This is a genomic window from Betaproteobacteria bacterium, from assembly GCA_016720925.1.
Taxonomy (GTDB): domain Bacteria; phylum Pseudomonadota; class Gammaproteobacteria; order Burkholderiales; family Usitatibacteraceae; genus UKL13-2.
The window spans coordinates 90,813-116,059 of record JADKJR010000019.1 but is presented as its reverse complement, the minus strand read 5'-3'; the positions used below and the strand labels follow the sequence as shown (position 1 = coordinate 116,059).

The window sequence follows — 25,247 nt, the reverse complement described above, 5'->3', positions numbered from 1 at the left end:
CCAGTTGCGGCTACCACTTCGCCTGCTGGCAGAACTTGGCGACGACCTTTGCCTCCTTGCCAATTCCGCCATCGCCCTTAAGCGGGTTTTTCACTTTCAGATCTTCGCTCATATCGTTGGAGAACTTTCCATCCTTGTCTGTGTTGAGGCAGAAAGGGCCCACGCAGCCTTCTGCCTTTGGTGTCACGACCGGCTTCCCGCAAGGATCATCGGTAATCTCCACGCCGTATTCGACCTTTCCTAATCCGACTTTCAGCGATGCCTTGGCCTCCAGGGACAAGCCGTCCTTGTCGAGATCTCCCATCGGGTCGACATCGATCGAATTTCCCACGCCCAGTCCTGCCTCCACGCACGCGGATATTCCGCCATCCGTCCAGGCGAGCTTGAATCCGGCGCACACCCCCTCGCACAGGCTGACCCCGCCGGAACCGAAGCCGGCAGGATCGACGAGATTGACCGGATTGTTGTTGCCGTAGGCGTACAGATTTGCCTGGCCGCCCTGGAATACGGCCGGGTCTCGTGCAGTCCAGCGTCCCGCACCCGGGTCATAGTCGCGCAAGCCGAACCGGACCAATCCGGTCGTGCCGTCGGCCAAACCACCGGCAAAGCCAACGACGACGTCGAATGCCGGGTTGCTGTCGGCGGTCACCTGACCGAAGGCGTCGTAATCGGTGGCCTTGGCCACGGTGCCGGCGGCATCGGAGATCACGCGCGGAGACCCGAGTTGATCGGTGGCGACGTAGTAGCGTATCGCGCCGCGTTGAAGCGCGAACAGTCGACGGCCCTCGTCGTAGTAATAGGTGGTTAGCACGCCAGAGGTATTGCGTGTGTGGGTGACATGCAATGAATTTTCCGGGTTACCGTAGAGGTACTGTGTCGTGCCCCCGGCATCGGTGCGGCTCACCCGCCGGCGCAATCCATCGTAGGCATAGGTCACGGTCTGACCGCCGACGACTGCCCTGGAGCAGCTCGCCGGTGGTGCTGTATTGGAAGTTATCGCTGCCGCGCCCGGTCAGGTATCCATCGGCATTGAACTGCCAGGTCGTCGTCCCGTGCTCAACCAGGCGGTCCTGGCTGTCGTAAGTAGCCGTCTCTGCGGCGGCGTTGCCAAATTGACGGCTGATCCGGTTGCGATTCGCGTCGTAGGTATAGCGCTCGACGATCACGCCGTCGTTCTGAACCTGGCTGAGATGACCGTCGCTATCGTATGAGTAGTCGTAGGTGTGGGCGACGCCAGCGACTGTTTCGACCTTGGTGATGATGCGGCCCGTATTGCCGTACGTGAACTGCACCGCATATTTCTGCTGTCCGCCGACGGTGTTCGTCCGGCTTGCCACCCGGCCCATCGTATCGTATGCCTGCGCGATAACCAGCGTGCCATCGCCGATCTGGCTCGGTGCGCCGGCAGGTCCCGCGCGCGCGATGGTGAATGGTCCCAGCGCCGTGAGCAGGCCATCATTGTCCTTGGTCAGCGCGGTCGTCGGGCCGCCGGAGAGAGCCATGCTCGAAAGCTTGAATCTGCCATCATAGGTGTAGGTGAACTGACCTGCCGCCGCGCCGGTCCAGGTCGCGCTGGTGACAAGATCGCCGCCATACGTGAATTGAACCTGCTGCGCGGTTCCCGCTCCGGCGGGCGTCCGGGTGAAACCGCCGATGCGCGCCGTGGGATCACCCGCCGCGTAGGTGAGCGCAACCGTGGCTTCTGGATAACTGACGCCCATGGGTCTGTTTCCGCTGTCGTACGTGAAGTTTTCCGTCCGGCCGCCGGGAAGTGTCACGAGGCTCCTTCTTCCGTCAGAGTCGTGCGCGGTGACGTACGGGCTGTTGCCGGGAGGCGTATAGCCGCCCTCCTGGTCGATCGCGTTGTAGTCGAGCAGATGCGCGCCCAGGCCGGGTACCGTGACCTGTGTGCGATTGCCGCTGGCGTCGTAGGCAAAGCCGTAAGCCCGGGCGCTGGGCAGCGTCACCTGCGTGGCGCGGTCCGCTGCATCGTAGGCAAATGACGTGCTGCCACCGCCTGCGTCGGTCCGGGACGCCAGACGAGCCTTTGCGTCATACGCGTAGGACCAGGACTGCGCGCCCTGACTGGCCTGGGTGAGGCGCCCCTGGGCATCATAGGCAAACTGGACGGGCACGAGGCTCGAAGCGGCGTCACTCTGCGACGCGACGATCCGGCCCAGCGCATCCAGCGTGACGAACGACTGGCGGCCGGCTGGCGTGGTCGTGGTGACCTTGCGAGTCGCGGCTGAATACGTGCTGGTATACACCTGCCCATTGATGGCCACCGAGTCCGTCTGCGCGGTGATGCTGAAGAGATCGCTCGGATTCGATAGCGTCGTCGCGCGGGTCATCGTGCGGGTCGAGGAGTAACCTCCGGGCTTGGTGACGGTGCGTGACTTCATGATGGGCGCCTGCATCCCGAATCGCGGATCGGGTCCCTTGACCGTGTTCGATACCGTGCCATCGGGATAGGTCACCAGGCGACTGCCGTCGATGCCGAGCAACGATTCGGTGCGAGCGCTGGTGGGGTCGATGCGTACGCGGCGCGTGGTGCCATTGGTTAGTTCCTCGACGTCGTAGGTCGTCACCAGTCCCAAGGCCGTCGTCACGGTGACCGTGTAGTGATCATCGGTGATGTCTGAGCGCGCCAGCGTGGTCACGCCCCCGGCCGGGTTCTCATCACGGATGAGGCGGCCGATGGCTTCGTACTGATATCGATGCACGTTGCCGCGCGGATCGGTCAGCGTGGCCAATAGGCCTTCGGCAGCGCCGCTGTTGTAGGTGAACTGGATCGCTTCCCCGGCCGGATTCGTGACGCGGGAGAGATAGCCGTCGCCCTGCACCTCGAGCGTCGTGCGCTGCCCGAAAGGCGCGACGATGGCCGTCGGGTTGCCGCTGCCGTCGCGCTCGATGGTAGTCGCGTTGCCTGCGCCGTCGGTGACCGTCGCGAGGCGACCGGCGCTGTTGTAGGCAAACTGATGGCGCACGGTACCGGTCAGGGCTTCGAGCGTGCGCAGGTGGCGGCCGGTGCCGGAGAAGACATAGGCTTCGTTGCCGTCAGCGGCGGCGATCAAAAGTTCGCTGTCGAAAGTACTGGACATGGGCGAGCCGAGCCGCCGGATACGCAGATTGTCGGTGTCGGCGATGTACAGATTGCCATCGGGCGACACGACGACTCCAACGGGAGAGGCCAGCAGGGCCTGGGTCGCAAGCCCGCCATCGCCCGCGAAGCCAAAAGCCCCGCCCGCCACGGTGGTGATGGTTCCGTCGGGTTTTACGCGTCGAATGGCGTGGAAGTCGACCACATACAAGCTGCCGTCGGGACCCACGGCAATATCCTGGGTCCTGCTGTTTGTTATCGTGGAGATGATGCCGTTGGCTCCTACGCGCCGAACTCTCAGGTTCAAGGTCTCGGCAATATACAAGGCTCCATCGGCCCCCACCGCGACTGCGTAGGGCCCGTTCAGCTCTGCCTGAGAGGCTAACCCGCCGTCACCGGCGAAGCCGGTCGTGCCTTTTCCGGCCACCGTGGTGATGATGCCATCGGGTGCCACGCGCCGAACGCGGTTGTTGCCAAAGTCGGCAACATACAGACTGCCATCGGGCCCCACGCCGATTCGTCCCCGGGGTTCGTTGATCTGGGCCAGGGTTGCCGGCCCGCCATCGCCCGCGAAGCCGGCGACGCCGGTACCAACCACGGTGGTGATGATGCCATCGGGCCCGACGCGGCGAATTCGATGCGTGTTCTTTTCGGCGATATACAGGCTGCCATCGGGTCCGATGCCCAGCCCGTACGGCGCGTTCAGCCGCGTCTGGGTAGCCGGTCCCCCATCACCCACGGGGCCGGCAATGCCCATCCCCGCCACCGTGGTAATGACGCCGTCTGGCCCGATGCGTCGAACGCGGTGATTGCCGCTGTCCGCGATGTAAAGACTGCCATCCGGGCCCACGGCAAGTCCCCGGGGCTCGGTCATCTGGGCCAGCAACGCCGGCCCGCCATCACCTGCGCTGCCCAGGTTGCCCGTGCCTGCCACCGTGGCCATGGTCGCGCCCAGCGCCAGAACGTTCCGCTGGTCTCCGTTTCCGAGATGGAGTGTCCGGCCGCCAACATCATAGGCATGATGGACACTGACGCTCCATCCCCCGGTGATGCCGAGACCGTCGAGGTTTCCCAGGGACGCCTCGTAGTCCTGCCACAGAATGATCGGGGGAGCTGTCGATCGTGCACTCGGGCGAGAAAAGACCACCGCGCCAGCGCCGCCGCTCGCGGTTCCGATCGGCATCGAGCCGAAGCGGTTGTAGCTCGCGTCGAACGTGTCCGGCGTCGCATAGTATTGCGCAATGTATTCGTAGCCGATGCGCACCGTGACTGCTTGCTGACCCTGCACCGTTCGGCCGTAGGCATCTTTCCGGTCCCAGGCAAAGCTGTCGACCAGATTCACCTGCGGCGCAAAACTCTTCGTGGTTGTCCGTCCCGCAATCGCAATCTCCAGATGGATGCGCTGCAGGTTTGCAGGCAGCGTGCTGCCGCTCAACCGAACCTTCAGGGTGTTTGCGGCCTGGTGTCCAGGTACCCGGTTGCTTTGGTAATGCAGGCTGAACGGCGCGCCCGCCACGGGCACGACTTCCCCCAGCGTCTGGGGTTCACAACCGATAATGGATCCACCTTTCTTGCAGGGTTCGTCTTTGGGCTTGTCGGGTTTCGGACCAGGTTTTGGCCCGCCGCCCCCACCACCGCCACCGCCCGGCGCGCCGGCGCCATCCGGGGGGCCAAATGGCCAATTGCAGTCCCATGGGCTGAAGTGGGGAATCAGTACCCGCCACAGTTGCTGGCCGGGTGTGTAGAGCAAGGCCAGACGCTGCCGCTCTACATCGGTGATTCCCAGTGCGATCAGGGCGGCGGCACCTGCGGGCGCGCCCGTGCCATCCAGGTCCAACTCGGCCAAGCCGCCGGTGATGCCGAGCACCTTGATGACGCGCCCGTTGTTGGAAGCCACCCACTGCCCCTTGCCGCGGTCGTAAAATCCGGTCGGCACCAGCGATCCCACCGGAAAACCGACGAAGTTTTCGACATAGAACGGCACTGGAGAGCTGAAGCGTATTTCCGTCGCGCCGGCAGCAATTGCCTCGTCAGCGCTCAACTCCAAGGCATAGGTGTACCCACTGCTCGGCGGCAACTCGCCGGGCATGGCTTTCGGCCCGTTCGGGCCGGTCGTGTATTCGGTGGCCCGCACGTTGAGCGTGGCGATCGACTGGGTGCTGCCGTTGGGCATCACCAACTGTGCCTGGGTGCCTTGCGGAAAAAGTAACGTGGGTTGGCGCGAGCCATCAACATCGGTCGTCAAGCTGCCGCGTGCGACTTGCAAGGCGGTGCTGCCCGAGAGATCGATGCTTGTCACTTGTGCGTCCAGCGGCACCAGCACCACGTCGGCGAGGGTGGTGTAGTCCTGCCATGTTGCGTTCGCTTGCCGTTGCGCGGAAAGAAAGCCGGCCTTGGCGTAGTTGACCGTGAGCAAGCCGCCACCGTTGACCACCATGTCGAACATGCCATCGGCGCGGGACAGCGTCTGCCCCAGTTCCGGATGATTGAGTATGCTGATCTTTACGCCGGAAATCGCCGCACCGGCGCGGGTCAGCACCTTGCCGCGAAGTACCGTCGCGCGCTGACCTACGATGGTGCCGGGCGCGACACCGGTCTGGATCGGGTTGGCGCCGGTATAGAGAAATGCCGTCGCGGAGAGGATGTTGGTAGCCACCGTTGGGTCAATCGGCGATGCAACGCTCGCCGGGTCGGGCGGCAGCACCGTCGACGTCGCTACGGGTAACGTCCGATTGAGGCGGCCCTTGACCGCGCTGACATCGGCCGCGGTAATCGCGCCGGTCGCATTGAGATCGAATCTGAAGTTGGTGGAAGCGATTCCCTGCCCCGCGCGCGCCTTCAGTTGCTGGATGTCTGCGGCGGACACGGACCCCGAGTTGTTCGTGTCGCCCACCAGGAAACCGAGCGATGCGGACACGTCGCCCCCGCCGTTGACGCCCGGCAACATCACTGTGACGCGCTTGTTGTCCGGCACAATGGCGAGCGTCACCATGACATCGTTACCTCCGGTCAAGGGTGTCAGGCTGATGCTGACCGGGTCGCCAGCCTCGTCTAACGCGGTGGGCGTTCCAATGCTGGTGACCGGCACATCGAACTGGAACACAATCTGGTGGCCGGCGCCAATCGCGCGCGACTCCACCGTGATGGCGCCGCCGATGCTCTGCGACTTGTCGATAGTCAGGTCATAGGTACTTGCGCCATGCGCCTTTCGCGACTGCACCGCCGTCAGCGTAATGGCATCGGCGACCACGCCGGCGAAGGTGAGCGCGAGGGTGGTTCCCCACAGCGCCATCCGCCAAATCGCGGCATTCCAGTGTCGTGCACGCGCTGCGCCAATCGATGTATACATGGTTCTCTCCCCTGTGACGACTAATACACTTTGGTGGCAATCCGTGAAACGGAAAAGAATTTCGACCAACCGAAGCAACCTCTGGAATTCGATTACTTCACGCGCATTGCGACGAAATCAGCCTGCGATCCCACCGCATGTTGATCCGTACTTTCGGCACCGTCCGACCCCGAGAACCCGAACATGGTGTCTACAGACTCTTGACCCTGTCGTCAATACCGCGATCTATCGACCACCCTCCTGCCAACGCCAAAAGGGCAATAGGGGACCGGCCACGTTTTTTCCAGAACCAGTGCTATACGTGTTCCACTGCAACAATGGGCGCCCCTCCCATTCCCCAATACAATAGCGAAAAACACTAGCATCCACGGGTCTTATAGCAAGAAAAGTCCCCAATCGCCGCGCCAGTGCTTGACATTGGTTGCTATGAGGTTGTTTGGCGCAGGCCGGATAGGGGTCAAATTCAGTCCGCACGACTCTTGCGACGCGCGACACATGCTGATGCAGCGGTTGATGTATGCCCGCTGGCCCCGGTCAACGCGGGACCCGCAATCTTTTGAGCTGAACGCGCAAATACTTCGGTAAACGTGCACTATGGCAACCGAGATGGGACTGCGGCTGGTGCGTTGATCACGGCGCGGCAGGATTCAGGGCGAAGAACAAAGCGGCAAAGCGCCATTTGTTCTGGCAAGGCAACCCAGATCCACATCCATTCCGAAAAACATGCAGGAAGGCAGAATCTGGATCATGACCACAAAATTTTTCCCGTACCGGCTCGACAAGCGATGGAGCGCACTGTTCCTCCTGCTCGGTGTGACCGACAAAGACGGCGTGAAAATTACTCCCAAGGGCGAGCTCATCGCGACCTTCGGGCGGTTCAAGGTGAAGACCACGCTCAACAACGTCGACCACACACTCATCACCGGCCCGCACCGCTGGTATACGGCCGTGGGATTGCGGCTCAGTTTCACCGATGATGGGATCACTTTTGGCACGAACCATCGCAAGGGTTTGAGTATCGCGTTCGTGCACAAGATTCCCAAAGTCATCGGCTTCTGGAAACACTCCACGCTTTGGGTGAGCGTTGCCGACCCTGAAGGTCTCGCGGCGGCGATCGGAAAATAACGGGAGCATGAAAGGCATTCGGCCGGGCAGCAATATCGATATCGACCGTTGCCGCAAGCAAGCGCGGCCCGGCACGATTCAGGTCAGGAACCGAATCATGAAACGCCGCTATCTGCGCGTCCATTCAGTCACGTTGCGCGGAAAGGCGCGCAAATGAAACGCGAATGCAATATGAACGTCGTGTCCGTTCCGTACCTAACTTACACTCTCCGGGTATTGTCATGAATTGGGAAACTGTCTTTCAGTGCGTCCAGAATATTGCAGGAATGAAGCGTGATTCGCCGCAAGCAATTGTTCTCCTGCGCAAGGAAGTCGTCGCCTCTTCGCAATTGTCCGCAGCAGAGAAAGAAGAGCTGCATCTTGTTCTGGATGGCCTTCAACAGGCCAACCTGTATGGGCGAATTTCTTTCGTGAGCCAGCTAAAGGATGTCTTGTCCAGGCATGCGGAATTCAAAGCCAGGTATGCGGAGTTCGGGATGCGCCGTGAATGACCTGAGTACGGCCACAAACGAATTCCCGCCACCAACAGTCCGAATCTCACTCTCCCAGGCTCATGCTGACTTATGAACTTGCCGCGCTCGGCGCCGCCACCTGCTGGGCGCTGACCGCGCTGATCTCCGCCGGTCCCGCCGGCCATCTTGGCGCTCCCGCATTCAACAGGCTTCGGCAAGTTTTTGTTGCCTTGCTGCTGGGCGCCTATGTCGGGATTTCCGGCGACTGGCAGCAATTGAATGCGCAGAATATTCCACCGATTCTTCTCTCGGGGCTGATCGGTATCTTTGCCGGCGACACGCTGCTCTTTGCATCGCTGAACCGCATCGGTCCGCGGCGTTCCAGCATTTTGTTCTCAATGAATGCGCCGCTGGCCGCGATCCTTGGCTGGATTGTGTTGGACGAAGCGCTGGACCCGCAAGCTATCCTCGGTGTCGCGCTCACATTCGCGGGTGTCGCGATGGCAATCTACTTCGGCAGCAGCCGGGCGCAAACACATCGATGGGAAGAAGTGAAAGGCGCGCTGTGGATTGGAGTCGGCCTGGGCCTGACCGCTGCTGCATGCCAGGCCGTGGCCTCACTCATCATGCGTCCTGTCATGGCGTCGGGTGTCGACCCATTCGCGGCGTCGATGCTGCGCGTCGCCATTGCCGCCATGGCGCTTACCGCCATGATGCAATTGCCCATTCCCGCCGTCCGGCAAAAAAACCCACTGACCCTCCGCGTCTTCGCCGTCACCGCGCTCAGTGGTTTTCTCGCACTCGCCATCGGCATGACCTTGCTGCTGTTTGCACTTTCCGGTGGCAACGTCGGTATCGTCTCCACGCTATCCGCCACGTCGCCCGTCATCATTCTGCCGTTGATCTGGATGCGCACCGGGCAAAGACCGGCCGCAGGCGCGTGGGGTGGGGCGGTGATTGTGATTGTCGGGATGGCACTGATTTTTACGCGCTAGCGGCTTGTGTGGCCGATCGATCGCAAGAAGAGGAGCGAGGTTCACGTATCCCAGGGAAAATTGGCCAAACCCCAGCATCCACGGGCATCGCAGCGATAAAATCCACGGGAAGCATCGCCAGTGCTTGAGTTTGTCATTTCATTTGCGGCCTTCAACACGCCCGCATGCTCATCCGCCAACGTCAATTCAGCTCATCATCCTTCCAGTACTTCGTTCCCTTCACCGTCACCTGCAGCGCGAGGCCGCTTTGCGTGAACTGGTAGATGGTGATGCCGTCGATCAGCGCTTCGCCACCGACGGCAGCACCTTTGTCTCCGGCTTTGGCGGCGGCGTCCGCATGGCCGCCGAACGCCCAGCCGCTGTTGACGAATCGATCCAGGCTGTACTTGTCGTGGAACACAAAGACCGCGCGGAAATCCTTGACGCCCATGCCCAATCCGACGCCGACCTCACCCATTTTCATGTAGGTGTTCTTGCCGGACTTGTTGTCGGTGACGACGCCGTAGCCCCCGCTGAAGCTGGCGAAAATCACATTGACATTCGCGTTGCTGAATGCCGCGTACCCGGTCGCCGCGGCGATCTCGGCCTTTGCGGATGGATGCGCTTTATAAAGCTCCGCCAGTACCTCGGCCTTCATGTTCTGCACCACCTGGCGCCTCTCGGCGGGGTTATTTCCGTAAGTGGTGGCACAGCCGCCCAGTATCAGCATGGCAGCCATGACAAACAATCTTGTCTTCAGTGAAAAAAGCATTTTGTCGCTCCGGTTGTCGTTTTGAACAAATTGCCACGCTTGCACAACGCTACCTTAAGCCGGGCGTGCGGGCAAGGTGGTGGCTGTTCTTGCGCGATCACATTTTGCGGCAAATGCGATGGTCAGCCATCCTCGACCATCTGTTTCACTACATGTGAAAACATGCGTGATCCAAAAACACATGGTGACTCGCGCCGGGAAGACGTGTCTTTATCGCGTGCCGCTTGTGCATTCCGCGGCAACTGCTTAATCTTGCCGACGTTGCGTGCGTCATTGTGCGCGCCGTCTTCGGGGCGCCGCGATCAACAAGGAAGGAAAAGCATGACCCAATCCACGCTCATCATGATTGCCGTTGCGTTGCTGGTGATATGGCGCCTGTATTCGCGTATGCGCCGGCTGATCGGCAGGCAGCGATCGCGCCTTTGGCGCCACTGGTTCGCGGCCATTTTTCTGCCGCTGCTGTTGGCCTTGCTCGCGTCCGTAACGCTGAAGGCACCACAGGGGCTTGCGGCGCTTGTCGCGGGCACGATAGCCGGAATTGGACTCGCGGTGTGGGGCCTGCGTCTCACGCGGTTTGAAAAATCCGGGGAAGGCTTTTTCTATACGCCGAATGCGCATATCGGCATCGGGCTTTCGCTGTTGCTGGTCGCGCGTGTGGGTTATCGTTTTTATACGTTGTCTGCGTTGTCGGGACCGGAGATGGGGCAATCGATGCAGGCTTTCGGCCGCAGCCCGCTGACGCTCGTTATCCTCGGCACGATGCTCGGTTATTTTGCCGCGTACGCGATCGGCCTGCTGCGCTGGCGGCGCACCGTGGCCGCCGTGCCACTCGCAAACTTTGCGCCCTGACCGGGCGTTTCCTCGGGAGGATACAAATGGATAGCAACATGATCGCCACCGAATTGACGATCGTTGCCCGCAAGAGACAATTCGACTTTCACCTTTCGTGGTGATGAGGAAGACAATGACATGCTGAATTACGTACAGAACCAGTTCCTGGCTTTCATCGGTTTCGAGAGCAATACCACGAGCCATGTGGAAAAGCTCGTATCCGTGGCGGGCGGATTTGTTTGCGTCTATATGATCATCGTGATCAGCGCCTATTTCGTCGGGACGGAAGGCGCGGCGCTTCTTGTTGCATCAATGGGGGCATCAACGGTGCTGGTGTTCAGCGTGCCCCACGGGCCCCTGTCACAGCCGTGGCAGTTGATCGGCGGTCACACTGTTTCAGCCCTCATTGGCGTCACGGTCGCAATGTGGTTGCCCGGCACGCTCATTCCAGGTGCACTGGCGGTGGCATTGGCTATTGGTGCCATGCACTATCTGCGGTGTATCCATCCGCCAGGCGGCGGTACCGCGCTCGCGGCCGTGGTTGGTGGTCCGGCAATACACACGCTTGGCTATTATTACGTCCTGACCCCGGTACTATTGAATACAGTCATCCTGCTGGCGGCCGCTATCGCGTTCAATTATCTCTTTCCGTGGCGCCGTTATCCGGCCAAACTTGGACGGCGTGACGCGACGTCCGCGAACATGTTGATTGGCAGCGCCCGTGCGGCGCCCGTGGAGATTTCCCACGAGGATCTGGAATACGCGTTGCGGACGATGAATCTCTATGTCGACGTCACGGAAGAAGACCTGTCGAGAATTTATCGCCTCGCGCGCCTTCATCACCATGGACCGCAGCTTTCTCCAGACCTGATCGCACGCGGACACTTTTATAGCAATGGCAAGTACAACGACCGCTGGGCGATATACGAGGTGGTCGAAGAATCCGTCGATGCCGCGCCGGGCAAGGACAGGGTGGTCTACAAGATCGTCGCCGGAATTGAGCGTGGGGCGAGCGGCATACTTACACGGGAAGAATTTGCTCAGACTGTGCGTTACGAAGTTTTTCGCAATGAAAATTCGTGGCAGCGGGCGACGGGTGTGGAAGACGCCGGCAAATAGGCAAGCCCACGCGGGGTCCGGGAAAAATTCCCAGGCTCACTGATATCCGTGGCGAATTCTGCGGAGACTTCTTCACGCCGATCCACGTGATATTGACGGTCCGGGTTGAATCCGTCCGGTTTGGGCTCTCGTACATCTTTCTGGACTGAAGTCGCCCGGCAGGCAGCGATCTGGCCGGACATTCTCAAATCCAAACCGACGAACAGGGAATTTCAACGAGAGCGATTGTTCTGTTGCTCGCGGTGACATTGTCGTGGGGAACTGCCCACGCTCAAGTGCCCAAGACCATCAATTACCAGGGATTTCTGACCAACGCAACGGGTACACCCGTGACGAGTCCGCCTGCCGTGACGATGACTTTCTCGCTATTCGCCACGCTCACGGATGGCACGCCGCTCTGGACCGAATCGCAGAACGTGACGGTGACCAATGGTTTGTTCAATGTGGCGCTGGGGACAGGCGCGCTGGTGAGTGCCGCGCCGCTCGGCAGCCTCGCCTTCAATGTTCCCTATTTCCTTGAGATCTCCGCAGGGGCCGAGACACTTTCGCCGCGAAGCGTGTTGTCGTCGAGTCCGTATGCCTTGCACGCGGTGAGCGCGGATGGCGTGTCTGCAGGTGCCACGATCAGTGGGTCGCAGATCACGGGTTCCATCACTTCCGCGACGATTCCGGTCGCGCAGGTGATTGGCACGGTGCCTGGGCCGCAAGGTCCTGCCGGACCAACCGGTCCGCAAGGTCCCGCGGGCGCGACCGGCCCGATCGGGTTGACCGGTGCGACTGGGGCAACCGGCGCGGCCTCTACGGTGCCGGGACCGACCGGACCAACAGGCCTGACCGGTGCGACAGGTGCAACCGGCCCCATAGGTCCAACAGGGGCGACGGGTCCTACGGGGGCAACGGGTCTGACGGGCGCTACCGGTCCCGCCGGTCCCACTGGCCTGACGGGTGCAACCGGCGCGACGGGCGCTGCGTCCACCGTCCCCGGCCCAAACGGCCCAATTGGATTGACTGGGCCCGCCGGACCAACAGGCGCCACCGGTGCGACCGGTGCGCGGTTTGGGCCACAAGGTCAGGTCATCGGTGGGGGCACGGGGACTGTTACACCGTCTAATGCAAGCGTATCGTACATGGGGCTTTTTACTGAATCCAGCATTGTGGAGACTGACGCGAGTTACGTGCTGCCAATCGGCGGAACGATCAAGAACTTTCACGCGTTTGCGGACCGGAATCCAGGTATTGGCCAGAGTTACGATTTGAGACTTTTGAAAAACGGTCTGCAGACATTGATGATCTGTACCGTCATCGGCTCAGGCGGCGGCAACGTCGCGGGCCGATGTTCTGATTTCAACCAGACACACAATGTGACGGTCGTCGCGGGAGACACTATTTCAGTTGAGATTACGCCTCATGCGACGCCTGGCTCAACACCGTTTCACTGGCGCGCGACGTTCATTTCGCCATAGATTTATCACGCAAAACCAAGACAAAAAAAATCCCGCCGACCGAAGTCGGCGGGATGCGTGCCACGAGCTGGGGATCTCTTACTACGGATTTGGTCCGTTATGGCAGTCGTAGCAACTCATTTGATGCCCGGCCGCGAAGTTCTTTTTGTTGATCGTCTTCGCCACCTTGATTTCACTTAACGGCGAGCCACGATAGTCCGCGCCGTGACAGGCCGTGCAACCGGTCTTGCTGGCGTTTTCATGGGATTTCACCCAGGCATCGCCCGTCGTGTGCATGCCATGCGGGCCGCCGCTGACCGTCGTCGGCATTGTCTGATGGCAGGCGGTGCATTCAGCGACGGTTCCGGCGTGGCCCTGCAAGCCGATGCTGAGTGCGTTGTCCTGCGCATGCGTGCTCGGGTATTCAGCGTGGGTTGCCCCGTGACAGGCTTCGCATTGCAAGCCGCGATGCCCCTTGCTGAATCGATACAGGCTGAAGCCAGTCGCCGGCGTATTGGGATTGGTTGCGAACCGTGTGTCGGCCCAGACTTTGGGTTTGCCATTGGCGGTGACACCGACGATTTCGCGTTGACCATCGTGGTGGCAGGCCTGGCAATTTGGCTGCTCCAGCCAGCCGGTACGCGCGGTGTTGCCGACGTCCGCCATATTGCCGTGACAGTTCTGGCAGCTCTGGCTCTGACTGCTCATTGCGCCGCGCAGGCATTGGGTTTCGGAACCAGGGTGACACATGTAGCAGGATGTGCGGTTGGTCACCGCGCCCAGGATATTTCCGGACGGATCTTTCACCGTGGCATGTTTGGTGTGCAAGGCATGCGTGAGCGCGCGAACGTTTGGCTGGCCGGTCGTCAACAGCGCATTTGACGAGTGACATGCCGCGCACAATACCGGCTGGCCTGCCTGCACGGTCGCGTGAAGTCCCGTGCTGCTGTAGCCGACTGCCGCCAACGCAAGTTTGTAGGCGGGCGTGCCCAGTTTTTGGTCGTCATGCAACCGCAGGATGTTTTTCTTCCAGTCCTTTTCCGGGTCGATGTCGTTCAACCAGCCATTGGTTGGCCGCGCATCGGCTGACGTATTCGACGCATGACAAGCCTTGCAGGTCATTTCGTCGCTGACCGGCAGCACGGTTTTCGCCGTTGCCAGCACGTTGCCCGAAGCATCCTTGGCCACCACCTTCACCATGGGGTAGAAATTTTTCTTGCCCTGGTCATCCGTCGGCACAATGGGAATGCCTTCAGCCTGATACCAGCCGGTGGCTGACGCGAACGACATTGGCTGGGGCGCCAGCGATGGCGTACGGTTGCCCGGGTCTTTGCTCAGGTTCAGTCCGACATCGGGCGCTGGACTGGCGCCGAACAACGCCTTCACGTAGCCCCAGAAATTGGTCTTGGTAACGCTCGTCGTGTTGATCGAACCAAACAGCGGATCGGTACTGGGTACCGTGTCATCCGCCATGGCTTCATATGTCAACGTGACTCCGCTGGTCACCTGTTTGCCGGTGACCTTGTTTACCAGTTGTGCGTGCAGGTTGTTGTACGGTGGCAGGATCGAGAACACCGAGTAATCCTTGCCATCCACGCAGTGCATGCCCAGATCGTTCCAGGCCAGCAGCGCATAACCACCCAGCGTCGGGACCGGTCCGCTTGCGACGGAAACCTGCACCAAGGCGGAGGTCTTGCTGTCCTTGACCGTGATCGCGGCAGTGCCGACCTTGATGCCCTTGATGGAGACGGTGTTACCGGAAATGCTCACGGTTGCGACCGAAAGATCCGATGACGTCGCGGTGACCGTACCTGAGGCATTGGAGACGGTCGCGGTGCCGGTGTTGCCGACACTGACCGCAACAAATGAAGGCGATACGGACAACGAGACTGATGCCGCTGCCACGGTTACCGCGACGGTCTTGCTGGTCCTGCTATCCGTGACGGTTATGGTGGCGGAACCGGCCTTCAATCCCGCGACACTGGCCACGCCATTTGCATAGGTGACGGTTGCGATGGAGGGCGCGGAGGACATGGCGGTTACCGTTCCGGAGGCATTGGATACCGCGATGCTTGCGGTGTTGCCGGCCGTCAAACTGAGCGATGTCGGAGAAACCGTCAGGCTTGCCGTGTTGGCAGAGCTGATCGTGACCGGCACGCTCCGGCTCGTGGTATGACCATCTGACCGCAGCCGTATCTTGACGCTGGTCGACCCGGCCTTCAACGCCTTGAGGGTGACGACATTGCGGGAATAGGAAACGGTCAACAGTGAACTGTCGCCGGAAGTTGCCGAAATGGAGCCAGAGGAGCTTGTGACCGCAATCGTGGCCGTTTCGCCGACGCGCATTGAAACGGAAGTCGGTTTGACCTGCAGGGATGAGTTCCCGCTATCGGCGAGTGCGCCGGTAAACGCGCCGGTTAGCGCGATCAGGCTGGTAAAAAACAACAGGATTCGAAAGGTGACGTGATGGACATGCATGGCACAAACTCCTTGATAAATGCAATTGGTAAGTTGTGCGCCTGTGGAACATGTCTTGTCTTTGCTGATTTGCAGGGGGCGTTCAGCTATTTGTCACGCGGATGCGGGTGTCCTGAGCCCGCGGTTGTTTGATCTGTTTGGATCGTTTGGCTACATCGTCGAGCAAATGGTTTCACGGTTTATATAATGTGTAAAGATATAGCACGGCACAAATTTGATTCAAATCATACAAACCGTGAATTTTGTTGGCCGAAGCAGTTTGCCGCGCCAAAGTTAATCAAAAACACCAGCACCGGCAATGCTTACAGGCGAAAAAACCCTTGGAGGCCGCTCCAGTGCTGGAGATTGAGGTCTAAAAACAGGCGTTATCCGGTACACTCACACAGGCAAGTCAATACTCGCCAAGGCACGCCAGTACGCGCCAAGCCCCACCAATACCAGCTAAATCGAAAATTCACTCGGAAAACGATTGCATGTCCGCAAAAAATTCCACAACGGCCCGGGCAAACTGGGGCTTGCTTGTCATCACCTGGATTGTCGCGCTGCTGATCCTGCTCACGCTGGCGTACAAGTTGTTGTTCCAGAAGCAGGTCGAACGTACCGGGTCGTGCCTCGATCAGGCTTCGTCAACGCAGGCGACAACATCGCCATTGGCCGTGGTGGAGAAATATGCGGCCTGTATCGCCTGGACGGCGGATCGCACAGCAGCGGCATCCGCAACACCGCTGCGCGCTCGTTGCCGATATGCGGGTGTCTGGGCGGCCACGCGCGGAAACATGGTCTATCAGGTCACGCTCGAGGTGGATGGGAAGTTTCTCGCCGAACCGGGAGAGAATGTTCCGGCGCATGAGCAGGCTGTCACCGGCGCATGGACCGTGGCCGGTAATTCGATGGTGTGGGCCTATGACAGCGGCGCCGCATGGCCGCCGGATATCAATCCGATATCCGCGCAGACTGAAGACGCCTTTACGTTGACAGAAGTAAACCGCGCCACCACCCGATATACCTTGATTGAGCGAACCAAGCCTGAGGCTTGCTTGAAGCAATGACGGAAGAAGGAAATGCTGTCGTTGTTGACTCCCGCGCGAGCCGGGCTAGCACGTGTATGGCAACTGAAGTCATTGAGGAGTGACCTGAATGCGCAAAATCGTTGTGTCCATTGCTTCCATCGCACTCGCATGTTTGATTCTGGCCGCCGGGATCGTGACCGCGGCAGACAAAGCCAATGAGAAAAAGCTCTTGCCTGGCGACGCACCACCTGCAGCACTCGGCATTACCCGTGCGGGAGACGAGGTTGAAACCACACAGTTCGCGGGGCGCGTGATGGTGGTGACATTCTGGGCGTCCTGGTGCGGCCCGTGCCGATCCGAACTCGCCATGCTGGAGGGCCTTCAGCAAGGCGCCAAGGAACGTGTGAAGGTGGTTGCCGTCAATATCGAGGAGCGCGACACATTTCGTCGTGTTGCGCGCGCATTGAGTTCATTCAGCATCACGCTCACCAACGATCCGCGAAAAGTCCATGCTGGCGCCTATGGGGTAAATGGTATTCCGCACATGGTGATCATCGGCAAGGATGGCAAGGTGGTCAGCGTGCATCGAGGCTACAGCGAAGACGCGCTGGATGGCCTGTTGGCGGAAATCAATGCGGCGCTGGTGAAGGGCTGAGGGAAAGGCCGAGTGAAGGATTTATGCGATTCATGCGCGGTCGAAAACAAGGAATGTGACCAAGGCTTTGCAACCGGCCCAGGAATATCCCGCCGCCCGAACATATGACAATCCGCATTGCCCATCTTGATGAAGCCGATCACGGCGCGTGGCTAATACTGGCGCGCGGCTACAAGGCTTTTTATCAGACCGAAACCTCCGATGCCGAATATGCGATCGCATGGCGCCGGCTACTGGCCGATGATGGCATTCATGCGTTTGGGGCATGGGTGGATGGCCGCCTCGTCGGCATCACGCACTATCTGTTTCATACCGGCACCTGGACGCAAACCGTCTGCTATCTGCAGGACTTGTACGTGAATCCCGCTTCGCGCGGGAAAGGCGTCGCGCGGGCGCTGATCGAAGCCGTCGCCGCCAGCGCGCGCACGCGGCGCGCCACGCGCATGTACTGGCTTACCCAGGCGCACAACGCCACCGCGCGCAAGCTGTACGACACGATGGCCGAGCACCGCGGCTTCATCCGTTACGATTTCCCGATGGACGAGCCGTCGGCGTGATGCATGTGACTCAACGGAGCCCGCCGAAAACCCCGGCGAACCCCAGTATCCACGCGCCGTTCGGGCCATAAAGGCGCCAGACACCGCGCCAATGCTGGACTTTGGTATTTTGAGCAACACCAAGCAACAGTACACGTCGTGTGCGCCAAATCGGCCTCCTTTTTTTGTCGGCCCGATTAAACTAGCGTTTTCGCCACCACAGGCGACCCATCACCATTCCAACCGAGGTATGACATGTCACTTCGCACACCATCATTGAAAAATGCTCTGCCGATCATGCTCTGCACGCTGGCGGTTGTGTTCAATGCATTCGACTCGATCGCCGCCGAATCCGCTTCGCTCGACAAGATCATGGCGGGCGATCACCGCAGCGACGTCAATCGCGCGCGCGATGTCTACCGACATCCGGTGGAAACGCTGGCCTTCTTTGGCGTGAAGCCGGAATCGACCGTCGTGGAAATTTTTCCAGGCGGCGGTTGGTATACGGAGCTGCTGGCGCCTTACCTGCGTGACAATGGCCGCTATGTGGCGGTAATCGGGGCGCAAGCGACTCGCGGCCTCAAGAACTTTCAGGACAAGCTCGCGACCAAACCCACGATCTACGACAAGGTGAAAATCGTGCCGTTGGGTGTGCCGGCGGCGCTGGATATTCGTCCCGAGGGCGGCGCGGATTTCGTGCTGACATTTCGCAATGTGCACAACTGGGTGGACGACGACAACGTGGATGCCTTCATGAAGAGTTTCTACGATGCGCTGAAGCCAGGCGGCGTGCTGGGTGTGGTTGAGCATCGCGCCAAACCCGGCTCAAAGTTGAAACAGGCTATCGAGACCGGCTACATGACCGAGGATTTCGTGATCAAACATGCGCTGATGGCGGGATTCAAGCTCGATGCCAAAAGCGAAGTCAACGCGAACCCCAAGGACACCAAGGACTACAAGAAAGGTGTCTGGACCTTGCCGCCGGTACTGACCGAAGGTGAAGTGGATCGCGCGAAGTATCTTGGTATAGGCGAATCAGATCGGATGACGCTGCGGTTTGTGAAGCCGGGAAAATAGGCGAGAAGGTTCAGCCAGGTTAGCCCGGTTTACTTCTGATTTCTGCCTGCTGCCGCGATCCGCGCACGGCTGATTGTCGATGTAGCTGAGTCAATTGCAGGGGAGTTCGTCATCGTCAATGGCTTCATGGCCGGCGCTTGAGTGGTTACGCGCGCCAGAATCCCGCCAAGCAGGGGGGGTGTAACGTTTGGACGTTTGCGCCAAAGCAAAGAGACATTGCTCGCTCCGGGGTACCATTGATCGATCATTTGCGACAAAACGTCCCGGCGCGCAGGGCGTGTTGACCGCGCGGCGCGAAAATCGATCCATAGTCGCGCGCAGGCCCGCAAGCCGTTTTGCCGCGCGCCGTGTGCTTGCCGCCTGACATTTGACGGACAGATCACACATCACGTACCCCCAGCCATCGTCAACGACCATATCAATTGAAATCATGAACGACTGGCATCTGCATGATGTTGAAACCGTGGTGCGTCACCACGATGTCAACCCCGAACACGGCTTGCACGAAGACGAAGTCAGCCGGCGCGCCTTGCAGCACGGGCCTAACGTCATCGAAAGCAAGGCGAGCCGCGGCCTGATCGAACTGCTCGTCGAGCAGCTCAAGGACTTCATGGTACTGGTGTTGATCGCGGCGGCGGTGATCTCGGGGTTCATCGGCGATATCGTCGACACGCTCGTGATCCTGGCAATCGTGCTGCTGAATACGGCCATCGGTTTTGCGCAAAGCTGGCAGGCGGATCGCGCGATGGCGGCGCTGAAGAAACTCGCGACGGCGCATGCCACGGTACTGCGCGGCGGGCAAACGAAATCCATACCCGCCTCGGAACTCGTGCCAGGCGATATTGTATTGCTGGAATCCGGCAACCAGATTCCCGCCGACTTGCGCCTTATCCATATCGCCAAACTGAAGATCGATGAATCGGCGCTGACTGGCGAATCGGTCACGGTCGAAAAACACACGTTGCCACTTACGGCGGCAGCCAGCTCGCTGGGTGATCGGCTCAACATGGCCTTCAAGGGGACAACGGCGACCCATGGGCGCGGCGCGGGACTGGTGGTCGCCACTGGCATGGTCACCGAGCTGGGGAAAGTCGCGGGCTTTCTCGATCAGGACTCCGATCGCAGCACGCCGCTGCAATTGCGCCTCGCCATTCTGGGCAAGCGCCTTGCCCTGGCCGTTATCGCCATTTGTATCGTGGTGTTCCTGGTGGGCGTGCTGCGTGGCGAGCCGCCGGTGCTGATGATTTTGACGGCACTTAGTCTCGCGGTGGCAGCGATACCCGAGGCATTGCCGGCGGTGGTCACGGTGCTGCTCGCGCTTAGCGCGCGGCGAATGGTCTCGCAGAATGTGCTGATCCGCCGTCTGCCTTCCGTTGAAACGCTCGGGTCGGTCACGTTCATCTGTTCCGACAAGACCGGCACGTTGACGCAGAACCGGATGCGCGCGGAACAGATGCAGGTCGATGGAATGACCATTGCCCTGAGTGGCACGAAGTCGAAGGTCAGCAATGCGGAGCCCGAATCCCGAAGTACGCTATTCATTGAAACCCTGCGCGCAGCGGCCCTTTGCAACGATGCCCGGCGCAACACGGGGGCGTCCGCGGACGGCGGCGAAACGAATTGGCACGGCGACCCGACGGAAACGGCGCTGGCGCAGGCGGCGCTGGAATCGGGCCTCGACAAGGCGGCGCTTGAATTGATCTATCGGCGGGTTGAGGAAATATCCTTCGATGCCGAGAGCAAGCGCATGACCACCGTTAACCAGATCGATCATGGTTATGTTGCGTACACCAAGGGCGCGCCGGAATCGGTGATCCCGCACTGCAAGTCCCAATGGCATGCTGACGTTGAAGGCGGGGAGGGACCGTTGCAGCACGCCGCCATTCTTGATGCGGCGGGTGCGATGGCCGCACAGGGTCTGCGGGTGTTGGCGTTCGCGCGGGGCAGCCTGGAAAGTTTGCCCGGCGCCGATGAGCAGCAGGTACTCTCGACCGAAATGAGCTTCCTGGGCCTGATTGGTTTGATCGACCCACCGCGCGATGAGGCCATGGCTGCCGTGCGAGATTGCCTGTCGGCCGGCATCACGCCGGTGATGATTACCGGCGATCATCCGGCTACCGCGCTCGCGATTGCGAAGCGCCTGGGAATTGTCGATGCGCATCACAGCGGCGTTGTCACTGGCGCTGAACTCGCGGCCATGGATGATGATGCGTTCCGCCAGCGCGTCGATGAAATACGCGTTTATGCGCGCGTCGATCCGGCGCAGAAAATTCGCATCGTCGCGGCCCTGCAGGCACAGGGAGAATTTGTCGCCATGACCGGCGATGGCGTCAATGACGCACCCGCGCTGAAGCACGCCGACATTGGCGTGGCGATGGGGCGTAGCGGCACCGACGTCGCGCGCGAGGCATCGAGCCTGGTGCTGCTGGACGACAACTTCGCCACCATCGTTGTTGCGGTGCGCGAAGGCCGCCGCATCTACGACAATATCCGCAAGTTCGTTCGCTATGCCTTGACCGGCAATTCAAGCGAAATCTGGATCATTTTCCTGGCGCCGTTCCTGGGCTTGCCGATTCCACTTTTGCCGATACATATCCTCTGGGTGAACCTGGTGACTGATGGCCTTCCGGGTCTGGCGCTGGCGGCGGAGCCGGCCGAGCGCGGCATCATGCAGCGGCCACCGCGGCCGCCACAGGAAAGCCTGTTTGCCGGCATGTTGCCGCACATCTTTGGCATGGGTCTGCTGATTGCCGGCCTATGCCTGTTGTTGCAGGCCGGGTCCATTTACATCGGCGACACCCATTGGCAGACCATGGTATTCACCACGCTGACGTTATCGCAGGTGGCCTACGTGATGGCGATTCGCTCGGAAAGTGAATCGCTGTTTCGCATTGGCCTGCTGTCGAACCTGCCGCTGCTGGGCGCGGTCGTGCTCACCTTTATTTTGCAACTGCTGATCATCTACGTGCCGTGGCTCAATCCGGTTTTCAAGACGCAGCCATTGAGCGCCATCGAGTTGATGGTGTGTCTGGGCGCGGCGGGGATGGCGTTTGCAGTGGCGGAGATTGAGAAGGCGTGGAGCAACCGGAAGCGCGGATGATAATGTTCGCCAGTTTGCCAAACCCTAGCATCCACGCGGCACACAGGTCGAAAAAGCTTGAAGTGCCGCGCCAGTGCTTGAGTTTAATGTGCGCAGGAAAATGGACGAGCAAACCTGAATTTCGCAAGCAGTCGCCGTAAGATGCAATGAGCAAGGAACGACATCCGTGCCAACAGTTACTGATCGATTGAGAGCCATGGTCAAAATGAATTTGAGGAAACCCACAAGCCTGTCGCGCCTGATGCCGCTATCTTTTCCATCATGAGCGAATCGACGCCCCGCACGCAAAAGACGATGGTGCAGCGGATGCACCAATATGCCCAGCTCGCCGCGGTCGTCATCGTCATCGTCGGCTGTTACCTGGTTCTCAATCCGTTCATACCGGCCATCCTTTTCGCGGCGGTGGTGTGTTCGGCAAGCTGGCCGTTGTATGCCAGGCTGCGCAAATTGCTGTGGGGGAATTCGACACTGGCCGCACTGGTGATGAGCCTGATTCTGGTGGTGCTGGTGATCGGCCCTTCGCTGCTGCTGGCGATGAGTCTTTCCGACAACATCACCGCGCTGGCGGATACCATCAAGTCCACACTCGAAGGCGGACCGGTGGCGCCGCCGGACTGGTTGGCGCGGATTCCGCTGGTCGGTGAATTCACGGCGCAGTATTGGCGGGACCTCGCGTCGTCCGGCGACAGCCTGGCCGCGCAGTCCAAGGGCTTGATCGAGCCGGCGCGCAATTTCCTCATCGCCACCAGCAAAGCCGTGGGTCAGGGATTGTTGCAGATGGTGGTGGCGACCTTCATCGGGTTCTTCTTCTATCGCGATGGTGATTTGCTGATGGCATCGATCCGGAAAGCGCTCGATCGGCTCGCGGGTGAACTCGCGACCAACCTGCTGTTTACCATCCAGCATACCGTCACCGGCGTCGTGCACGGCGTTTTTGGCACCGCGCTCGCGCAGGCGCTGGTGGCCGTGGCCGGTTTCATGATAGCCGGCGTGCCGGCTGCGCTGCTGTTGGGCGTGGGCACGTTCTTCCTTTCACTGGTGCCGGTTGGCCCGCCGTTGATATGGGGTGGCGCGACAATTTGGCTGGTATTCCACGGCGAGACCGGCTGGGCAATTTTCATGTTTCTCTGGGGGCTACTGTTCATCAGTACCATCGACAATGTCGTGAAGCCCTATCTCATCAGCCGCTCCAGCAATCTGCCGCTCCTGCTGATCGTGCTCGGTGTATTCGGCGGTGTGATCGCCTTCGGTTTCATCGGCGTGTTCATCGGGCCACCGGTGCTGGCAGTCGGTCTGACACTGGTGCAATTGTGGATTGCACGTCCTGGCTTGGCTAAAGGCCAGAAGGAAGGTTAGGGCGGCCCAGGGTTTTGGCCTCGGTGGGGCAGTAACGATACTGTCAATGTTTTACAAAGTCGAAAAGCTGGACAGCCAGGCGCCACGGGCGAAATCGCACTTCCTTGTCTCTTTTCGTGTCCTGTGCAAATCGGTTGATCCGATCTCACACTGCGTGAAGGTGCCCTTTTAATTTGATGGTGCTGTTGCCATTGCAATGCGAACAAAAACCAATTTAGCCACTCCTGCTAGGGAAGCACCAGCCCCGATCTGGCCTTGACGGTGGAAACGTCAACTTGATTGATCGCGCCGTTTGCATTGATGTCATGCTGGAAGTTGCCCGCGCCGACCACCGGATTGGCGCGCGCTTTTACCGCGCTGATGTCCACGGCGTTGACCGTGCGTGAGCCGGACACATCGCCGACCAGGAAGCCAATCGCGCGACTGGCGCTGGCATTGCCGTTGACGCCGAACAGGCTGACCATGACCCGCTTGTTGTCCGGCACGCCGGTCAACGTGACAACAACACTTGTGCCCGAAGCCGTTGAGCTGGCCAAACCAATGTCGTTGGCATTGGCATCGACCACACTGACGCCACCCGGATTGGTGATTGTTGCGTTGAACTCGAAGACAATAATGTGACCGGCGCCGATGGCGCGCGGCTCCACGGTAACGAAGCCCGTCATGCCGCCCATCGGGTCGATGACGATGTCGTAGGGCGTCGGACTGCCGTGTGTCTTGCGCGAAAAACCTGCTGCAATGTCAGCGCCGAAACAACCGGTGTCACGCTCACATTCGCCGATGGCGGTCCGGCACCGGCACCGTTGATGGCAATCACGCTGCAGCTGTAGCTTGTGTTATTCGTGAGCCCGGTCACGGTGATCGGCGATGCATTGCCATTCGCGCTGAATGGGCCGACAGCGCAGTTGGCGGTGTAGCCGAGGATGGGACTGCCGCCATTCGATGCGGGCGGCGTGAAATTAATGGTCGCCTGGGCATTGCCGGGAATCGCGGTGTCAATGATTGGCGCGCCAGGCACTGTTGCCGCGCTTGTGACAAAAATGGCGGTCACATTGCGCGAGGCATTGAGTGGCGAGAGGGTACAGCTGAGTCCGGTGGTTGCATCGCAACCGGTGAAGGATTGCAATATCGAACCCACGGCAGGGCTTGCCGTCAGCACGACCGCGCTGCCCGGCGTGAAACTCGCGCTGCATGTGCCGGGACAGGCAATGCCGGCCGGAGCGGACGCGACCGTGCCCGCGCCGCTCACGGTGAGATTGATTGATGGATTACTGGAAAGCCCGGTCCCGATGAGGCTCGAACTACGTGTCGGATTGATGGTGTCATTGCCGGTGACGGTGAGGTGGCGCTACGCGCGCCGACGCCGCCCGGCGTAAATGTGATCGTAATCGTGCATGTCGCGGCCGGCAGCAGGGTGCTCGTGGGCGTGCAGGAGCCTGTTCGCGCGAAATCGGCAGGATTCGTTCCTGTGAGGGAGAGTGCGGAAAGCGTGAGTGTCGACGTTCCCTGATTGCCGACCGTCAAGTTCATTGAAGCGGTCGCCACGCCAACCGGATTGCTGCCCAGGTTCAGCGTTGGCGGCGACAAAGTCATCACCGGCCCGTTCACCACTGCCTGCGCGCGGAATCCGGCATCGATACGGTAATTCGCGCTATTGGTTTGCGTCGAGGACACCGCTTCGCCGACCGTCGAGTTCAAGGTGTAGTTCGCCGAACTGGTGTTGGCGATGCCGGAATTGACGCTGTCTTTGGCGATCAAGTAATTGGTGCTCGATTGTCCGGCAGCATGGACAAATGGCGCAGCGAGGGCAGCCATCGCTATTAGGGTCGCGGCGAGGAAATATCGGGCGTTCATGACCGGAGGGCCTTACG

General features: G+C 60.2%; 20 protein-coding genes. 13 read left to right on the top strand and 7 right to left on the bottom strand.

Annotation, left to right across the window (positions count from 1 at the left end; genetic code table 11):
• Nucleotides 1-10: 10 nt before the first annotated feature.
• Both IPP88_19450 and IPP88_19445 read right to left on the bottom strand, forming a co-directional pair.
• The gene (locus IPP88_19450) at nt 11-937 is read right to left on the bottom strand and encodes a hypothetical protein (protein ID MBL0124794.1); all 927 of its coding nucleotides are present in this window, start codon (nt 935-937) and stop codon (nt 11-13) included.
• On the bottom strand, nt 858-6,449 hold the full coding sequence (locus IPP88_19445) for a hypothetical protein (protein ID MBL0124793.1): 5,592 nt from the start codon (nt 6,447-6,449) through the stop codon (nt 858-860). The genes IPP88_19450 and IPP88_19445 overlap by 80 nt, the downstream gene beginning before the upstream one ends.
• A gap of 747 nt (nt 6,450-7,196) precedes the next feature.
• Here IPP88_19445 and IPP88_19440 point away from each other — a divergent pair.
• The 4 genes from IPP88_19440 (at nt 7,197) to IPP88_19425 (ending at nt 9,021) form a co-directional block, all read left to right on the top strand.
• A complete protein-coding gene (locus IPP88_19440; GenBank protein MBL0124792.1) occupies nt 7,197-7,574 on the top strand; it encodes a hypothetical protein in 378 nt (125 codons plus the stop codon).
• Between the two features lie 7 nt (nt 7,575-7,581).
• On the top strand, nt 7,582-7,731 hold the full coding sequence (locus tag IPP88_19435) for a hypothetical protein (GenBank protein ID MBL0124791.1): 150 nt from the start codon (nt 7,582-7,584) through the stop codon (nt 7,729-7,731).
• A gap of 7 nt (nt 7,732-7,738) precedes the next feature.
• The gene (locus IPP88_19430; protein ID MBL0124790.1) at nt 7,739-8,065 is read left to right on the top strand and encodes a hypothetical protein; all 327 of its coding nucleotides are present in this window, start codon (nt 7,739-7,741) and stop codon (nt 8,063-8,065) included.
• A gap of 62 nt (nt 8,066-8,127) precedes the next feature.
• Nucleotides 8,128-9,021 (top strand): DMT family transporter, encoded by an 894-nt coding sequence (locus tag IPP88_19425; GenBank protein ID MBL0124789.1) that lies wholly within the window; start codon nt 8,128-8,130, stop codon nt 9,019-9,021.
• A gap of 181 nt (nt 9,022-9,202) precedes the next feature.
• On the opposite strand, the gene IPP88_19420 is transcribed toward IPP88_19425, so the two are convergent.
• Nucleotides 9,203-9,772 carry a hypothetical protein gene (locus IPP88_19420; GenBank protein ID MBL0124788.1) on the bottom strand — a complete coding sequence of 190 codons (570 nt, stop codon included), beginning with the start codon at nt 9,770-9,772 and terminating at the stop codon, nt 9,203-9,205.
• A gap of 321 nt (nt 9,773-10,093) precedes the next feature.
• Between IPP88_19420 and IPP88_19415 the strand changes: the two genes are divergently transcribed.
• The 3 genes from IPP88_19415 (at nt 10,094) to IPP88_19405 (ending at nt 13,185) form a co-directional block, all read left to right on the top strand.
• On the top strand, nt 10,094-10,621 hold the full coding sequence (locus tag IPP88_19415; GenBank protein ID MBL0124787.1) for a hypothetical protein: 528 nt from the start codon (nt 10,094-10,096) through the stop codon (nt 10,619-10,621).
• A 120-nt stretch (nt 10,622-10,741) separates the two neighbouring features.
• Entirely contained in the window at nt 10,742-11,722 is a 981-nt protein-coding gene (locus IPP88_19410; GenBank protein MBL0124786.1) for an HPP family protein, read from the top strand.
• A 353-nt stretch (nt 11,723-12,075) separates the two neighbouring features.
• A complete protein-coding gene (locus IPP88_19405; GenBank protein ID MBL0124785.1) occupies nt 12,076-13,185 on the top strand; it encodes a collagen-like protein in 1,110 nt (369 codons plus the stop codon).
• Nucleotides 13,186-13,266: 81 nt separating this feature from the next.
• Here IPP88_19405 and IPP88_19400 read toward each other — a convergent pair whose 3' ends face one another.
• On the bottom strand, nt 13,267-15,510 hold the full coding sequence (locus IPP88_19400; GenBank protein ID MBL0124784.1) for an Ig-like domain-containing protein: 2,244 nt from the start codon (nt 15,508-15,510) through the stop codon (nt 13,267-13,269).
• Nucleotides 15,511-16,115: 605 nt separating this feature from the next.
• Between IPP88_19400 and IPP88_19395 the strand changes: the two genes are divergently transcribed.
• The 6 genes from IPP88_19395 (at nt 16,116) to IPP88_19370 (ending at nt 23,376) form a co-directional block, all read left to right on the top strand.
• Entirely contained in the window at nt 16,116-16,691 is a 576-nt protein-coding gene (locus tag IPP88_19395; GenBank protein MBL0124783.1) for a hypothetical protein, read from the top strand.
• Between the two features lie 88 nt (nt 16,692-16,779).
• Nucleotides 16,780-17,307, top strand: a complete 528-nt coding sequence (locus tag IPP88_19390; protein ID MBL0124782.1) for a TlpA family protein disulfide reductase — start codon at nt 16,780-16,782, stop codon at nt 17,305-17,307.
• Nucleotides 17,308-17,411: 104 nt separating this feature from the next.
• A complete protein-coding gene (locus IPP88_19385; protein ID MBL0124781.1) occupies nt 17,412-17,864 on the top strand; it encodes a GNAT family N-acetyltransferase in 453 nt (150 codons plus the stop codon).
• A 234-nt stretch (nt 17,865-18,098) separates the two neighbouring features.
• Nucleotides 18,099-18,920 (top strand): class I SAM-dependent methyltransferase, encoded by an 822-nt coding sequence (locus tag IPP88_19380; protein MBL0124780.1) that lies wholly within the window; start codon nt 18,099-18,101, stop codon nt 18,918-18,920.
• A 430-nt stretch (nt 18,921-19,350) separates the two neighbouring features.
• On the top strand, nt 19,351-22,020 hold the full coding sequence (locus tag IPP88_19375; protein ID MBL0124779.1) for a cation-translocating P-type ATPase: 2,670 nt from the start codon (nt 19,351-19,353) through the stop codon (nt 22,018-22,020).
• 294 nt (nt 22,021-22,314) lie between these two features.
• The gene (locus tag IPP88_19370; GenBank protein MBL0124778.1) at nt 22,315-23,376 is read left to right on the top strand and encodes an AI-2E family transporter; all 1,062 of its coding nucleotides are present in this window, start codon (nt 22,315-22,317) and stop codon (nt 23,374-23,376) included.
• Nucleotides 23,377-23,603: 227 nt separating this feature from the next.
• Here the strand turns inward: IPP88_19370 and IPP88_19365 are convergent, their stop codons facing one another.
• Genes IPP88_19365 through IPP88_19355 form a run of 3 tightly spaced genes read right to left on the bottom strand, consistent with a single transcriptional unit; the run spans nt 23,604 to nt 25,230 of the window.
• Nucleotides 23,604-24,041: a hypothetical protein gene (locus IPP88_19365; protein ID MBL0124777.1), complete on the bottom strand. Its 438-nt coding sequence runs from the start codon at nt 24,039-24,041 to the stop codon at nt 23,604-23,606.
• Nucleotides 24,038-24,625 carry a fibronectin type III domain-containing protein gene (locus tag IPP88_19360; GenBank protein ID MBL0124776.1) on the bottom strand — a complete coding sequence of 196 codons (588 nt, stop codon included), beginning with the start codon at nt 24,623-24,625 and terminating at the stop codon, nt 24,038-24,040. The genes IPP88_19365 and IPP88_19360 overlap by 4 nt, the downstream gene beginning before the upstream one ends.
• Nucleotides 24,622-25,230, bottom strand: a complete 609-nt coding sequence (locus IPP88_19355; GenBank protein MBL0124775.1) for a choice-of-anchor D domain-containing protein — start codon at nt 25,228-25,230, stop codon at nt 24,622-24,624. The genes IPP88_19360 and IPP88_19355 overlap by 4 nt, the downstream gene beginning before the upstream one ends.
• Nucleotides 25,231-25,247: the final 17 nt, after the last annotated feature.

Excerpts from the sequence above, each read along its gene's own strand:
- IPP88_19445 (MBL0124793.1), bottom strand. The coding sequence starts at position 6,449 with ATGTATACATCGATTGGCGCAGCGCGTGCACGACACTGGAATGCCGCG.
- IPP88_19440 (MBL0124792.1), top strand. The coding sequence starts at position 7,197 with ATGACCACAAAATTTTTCCCGTACCGGCTCGACAAGCGATGGAGCGCA.
- IPP88_19435 (MBL0124791.1), top strand. The coding sequence starts at position 7,582 with ATGAAAGGCATTCGGCCGGGCAGCAATATCGATATCGACCGTTGCCGC.
- IPP88_19430 (MBL0124790.1), top strand. The coding sequence starts at position 7,739 with ATGCAATATGAACGTCGTGTCCGTTCCGTACCTAACTTACACTCTCCG.
- IPP88_19425 (MBL0124789.1), top strand. The coding sequence starts at position 8,128 with ATGCTGACTTATGAACTTGCCGCGCTCGGCGCCGCCACCTGCTGGGCG.
- IPP88_19420 (MBL0124788.1), bottom strand. The coding sequence starts at position 9,772 with ATGCTTTTTTCACTGAAGACAAGATTGTTTGTCATGGCTGCCATGCTG.
- IPP88_19415 (MBL0124787.1), top strand. The coding sequence starts at position 10,094 with ATGACCCAATCCACGCTCATCATGATTGCCGTTGCGTTGCTGGTGATA.
- IPP88_19410 (MBL0124786.1), top strand. The coding sequence starts at position 10,742 with ATGCTGAATTACGTACAGAACCAGTTCCTGGCTTTCATCGGTTTCGAG.
- IPP88_19405 (MBL0124785.1), top strand. The coding sequence starts at position 12,076 with ATGACTTTCTCGCTATTCGCCACGCTCACGGATGGCACGCCGCTCTGG.
- IPP88_19400 (MBL0124784.1), bottom strand. The coding sequence starts at position 15,510 with ATGCGCGTCGGCGAAACGGCCACGATTGCGGTCACAAGCTCCTCTGGC.
- IPP88_19395 (MBL0124783.1), top strand. The coding sequence starts at position 16,116 with ATGTCCGCAAAAAATTCCACAACGGCCCGGGCAAACTGGGGCTTGCTT.
- IPP88_19390 (MBL0124782.1), top strand. The coding sequence starts at position 16,780 with ATGCGCAAAATCGTTGTGTCCATTGCTTCCATCGCACTCGCATGTTTG.
- IPP88_19385 (MBL0124781.1), top strand. The coding sequence starts at position 17,412 with ATGACAATCCGCATTGCCCATCTTGATGAAGCCGATCACGGCGCGTGG.
- IPP88_19380 (MBL0124780.1), top strand. The coding sequence starts at position 18,099 with ATGTCACTTCGCACACCATCATTGAAAAATGCTCTGCCGATCATGCTC.
- IPP88_19375 (MBL0124779.1), top strand. The coding sequence starts at position 19,351 with ATGAACGACTGGCATCTGCATGATGTTGAAACCGTGGTGCGTCACCAC.
- IPP88_19370 (MBL0124778.1), top strand. The coding sequence starts at position 22,315 with ATGGTGCAGCGGATGCACCAATATGCCCAGCTCGCCGCGGTCGTCATC.
- IPP88_19365 (MBL0124777.1), bottom strand. The coding sequence starts at position 24,041 with ATGACGGGCTTCGTTACCGTGGAGCCGCGCGCCATCGGCGCCGGTCAC.
- IPP88_19355 (MBL0124775.1), bottom strand. The coding sequence starts at position 25,230 with ATGAACGCCCGATATTTCCTCGCCGCGACCCTAATAGCGATGGCTGCC.